Source organism: Citreimonas sp. (assembly GCF_042096055.1).
Taxonomy (GTDB): domain Bacteria; phylum Pseudomonadota; class Alphaproteobacteria; order Rhodobacterales; family Rhodobacteraceae; genus Citreimonas.
Map to the genome: position 1 here is coordinate 1 of NZ_JBELMH010000130.1, position 3,524 is coordinate 3,524.

At 67.5% G+C, this 3,524-nt stretch carries 3 protein-coding genes; all 3 read right to left on the bottom strand.

Features of this window, described 5'->3' with window-relative positions:
* Window positions 1-494, bottom strand: a 494-nt coding sequence (locus ACFDTC_RS17230; protein WP_375260111.1) for a YebC/PmpR family DNA-binding transcriptional regulator, incomplete at its 3' end; no start/stop codon positions are given.
* Window positions 495-630: 136 nt separating this feature from the next.
* Complete coding sequence (locus tag ACFDTC_RS17235; RefSeq protein ID WP_375260112.1) at window positions 631-2,013, bottom strand: aspartate aminotransferase family protein; 1,383 nt, start codon at window positions 2,011-2,013, stop codon at window positions 631-633.
* Window positions 2,014-2,116: 103 nt separating this feature from the next.
* Window positions 2,117-3,400 carry an ArgE/DapE family deacylase gene (locus ACFDTC_RS17240; RefSeq protein ID WP_375260113.1) on the bottom strand — a complete coding sequence of 428 codons (1,284 nt, stop codon included), beginning with the start codon at window positions 3,398-3,400 and terminating at the stop codon, window positions 2,117-2,119.
* Window positions 3,401-3,524: the final 124 nt, after the last annotated feature.

A 3,524-nucleotide genomic window follows, 5' to 3' on the forward strand; every position in this document is an offset into this window, starting at 1 on the left:
CTTTCGACGTCCTCGGCGCCGGCCTCGATCGCGGCCATCATCACCGTGTCCGCGTCACCGACGGAAGCCGGATAGACGATCTCGCCCTTACGCTCGAACATGAAGGCGACGCTGCCGGTCTCGCCGAGGTTGCCGCCGTTCTTGGTGAAGGTCGAGCGGACGTTGGACGCGGTGCGGTTGCGGTTGTCGGTCATCGCCTCGACGATGATCGCCACGCCGTTGGGGCCGTAACCTTCGTAGCGGATTTCCTCGTAATCCTCGCCCTCGCCGCCGGACGCCTTCTTGATGGCGCGCTCGATGTTGTCCTTGGGCATGGACTGGGCCTTGGCCTCCTTGATGGCCAGGCGCAGGCGGGGGTTCTTGTCGGGGTCCGGGTCGCCCATCTTGGCGGCGACGGTGATCTCCTTCGAGAACTTCGAGAACAGCTTGGCCCGAACCGCGTCCTGGCGGCCCTTGCGGTGCTGGATGTTTGCCCATTTGGAATGGCCGGCCATGGTCTTGCCTCATGCGGATGTCGGACAGCTGCGCCCTCTTATCGCATCGCCACCGCACTTGCCAAGGCCGCCGCGCGCCATGGGCGCGACGTCGCGATCCGCGCGCACCGGCTATCGCGGCGCGCGCGGGTCCGGCTTACATCTTGCCTTCGGCCTTGGCCCAGTCCAGCGCGCGGTCGAGCGCGCGCTTCAGGCGCGCGTGGATCTGGCGCACGTCGTCCTCGGTCACGATCAGCGGCGGGCACAGGGCGACGGTCTCGTAGACCGCGCGCACGATCAGGCCCTCCTCGGCGGCGAATTCGGTGACGACCTTGGCCATCGAGCCCGCGGGCTGGAACGCCTCCTTGGTAGCCTTGTCCCTGGCCAGCTCGACCCCCGCAATCAGGCCGACGCCGCGGACCTCGCCCACCAGCGGGTGGTCCGCCAGCGCGCGCAGCCCGTCTTGGAACAGCGGCTCGAGCCGCTCGGCGTTGCCCATCAGGTCCTTCTCCTCGATGATCGCGAGGTTCTCGAGACCGACGGCGCAGGCGACCGGGTGGCCCGACGCGGTGTAGCCGTGGCCGAAGGTGCCCAGCTTCGCGGTGTTGTCGGCGATCGCGTCGTAGACCTTGTCGTTCACGACGATCGCCGCCAGCGGCATGTAGGACGAGGTCAGCTGCTTGGACGTCACGATGATGTCGGGCGTGAAGCCGTAGCGCTCGCAGCCCCAGCGCGCGCCGGTGCGGCCGAAGCCGTTGATGACCTCGTCAGAGACGATGAGGATGTCGTGCTTGCGGCAGATCTTCTCGACGCCCTGCCAGTAGCCTTCCGGCGGGGTCATGACGCCGCCCGCGCCCATCACCGGCTCGCCGATGAAGGCGGCGATGGTGTCGGCGCCCTCGCGCTCGATCGTGTCCTCGAGTTCCTTCAGCAGGCGGTCGGTGAACTGCGCCTCGGTCTCGCCCTCGTGGCCCCAGCGCCAATGATGCGGGCATGTCAGGTGCACGACCGGGATCGCCGGCAGGTCGAAATCCTTGTGGTTCGCGGGCAGGCCAGTCAGCGAACCAGACGCGATGGTGATGCCGTGATAGGCCTTGTTGCGCGACAGGAATTTCTTCTTCTGCGGCCGGCCGAGGCCGTTGTTGAGGAACCAGACCATCTTGATGACGGTGTCGTTGGCCTCGGACCCGGAATTGGTGAAGAAGACGCGGTTCATGCCCTCGGGCGTCATCTCGGCCAGCTTCTCGGCCAGGCGGATCGACGGCTCGTGCGCCTTGTGCGCGAAGCTGTGGTAATAGGGCAGCTTCTTCATCTGCGCATGCGCGGCGTCGGCCAGGCGGGTTTCCGAGAAGCCCACCGCGACCGACCACAGGCCGGCCAGCGCCTCGATGTATTCCTTGCCCTCGGTGTCGAAGACCCGTGCCCCGTCGCCGTGGGACATGATCATCGGGCCCTTTTCCTCGTGCGCGCGCATGTTGGTATAGGGGTGCATCGAATGGGCGATATCCGACGCGTGAAGAGAGTTGGGACGTTCGTTCATGGAAATCTCCTGTACGGATGGGCCGCGACCCTGCGCGCGCGGGCGACTCGGGTTCGTTGACGGCATTCTAGGGAATGACGCGGCGGATTGCAGCGAAATTTGATCAAATCGGCTCCAGCCCGCACCATTCGGCGATGAACAGCGCAATCGCGCCGGTCACGCGCTGCACCGAGGGCAGGTAGACGCGTTCGTCGAAGCCGTGGATGCCCTGCGAGACCGGGCCGTAGACGAGGCACGGCGTGTTGCCGTAGATCGTGAAGACCCGCCCGTCGAGGTAGCCGGGCGTCACGAAGCTTTCCAGCGGCGCCTCGAAGCTGGCCACGTGCGCGCGGCTCAGCGTCGCCTCGGCTTCGGAGCCTTCCTCCAGCACGTAGCCCTCGGCGAAGAAGCCGTTGAAGATCACCTCGGGCGGGTTGTTCGACAGGAACGGGATCCCGGCCGAAACGCTGCGCACCGTCGCCTCGATCTCGTCGGCGGCCTCGCGCGCGGGCGTGCCCGGGTAGATCGCGATGCGGCAGTCGAACTCGCACCAGGCGGGGACCGAGGAGGCCCAGTCGCCGCCGCGGATCTTACCGACGTTGAAGTTGATCGGGTGGTCGAGATTCTCGAAGTAGCGGTGATCGCCCTTGCGCGCGTTCCACTCGGCCTCGAGCCCGCGCAGCCCGCGGATCAGCTCGTAGGCCGCCTCGATCGCGTTCGCGCCGCTGCCGGCCTCGCGCACGTGCACGGGGATGCCCTGCACGCGGACGCGGAACCAGATGACGCCGCAATTGGCGCGGACCAGCTTGTCGTCCTCGGGCTCGGGGATGATCGCGGCGTCGGCGTTGTAGCCCCGCAGCAGCGCGGCCAGCGCGCCGTTGCCGGTGCATTCCTCCTCGACCACCGATTGCTGGTAGAGCGTAGCGGCCGGCCGGTATCCCAACCGGGCCAGCGCATCGACCGCGAAGATGTTGGCGGCGATCCCGGCCTTCATGTCCGCCACCCCGCGGCCGTACATCCAGTCGCCGTCGCGGCGCGGCTCGAACGGGGGCGAGGTCCACATCTCGTGCGGGCCTTCGGGGACCACGTCCACATGCCCGTTCAGCACCAGGGAGCGGCCCTTCTCCTCGCGCGGGCGCCATGTGCCGACGACGTTCTGCGCGTTGGAATAGTCCACGTCGACGGGCGAGAAGCCGGGATGATGCGCGATGTCGTCCACGTCGATGGTCCAGCGGTCCATCGTGTAGCCGCGCGTCTTCAGCTCGCGGAACAGGAAATCCTGCGCCGTGTGCTCCTGCCCGCGCAGCGACGGGTAGCGCGTCAGCGCCTCGGTGAAGGCAAGCTGGTCGTCGAACCCGTCGGCGACGGCGCCCAGGATCGATCGTTCGAGGTCTTGCGACAAGGCCATGTCAGCGCTCCATGAAGCCGGAGAGGAAGTGCACGAGCGACGTGGTCAGCCCCTCTGACAGGTAGCCGCCCTCCTGCACCAGCACGGTGGGCAGGTCGGCGGCGGCGATCATCGCGCCCGCGCG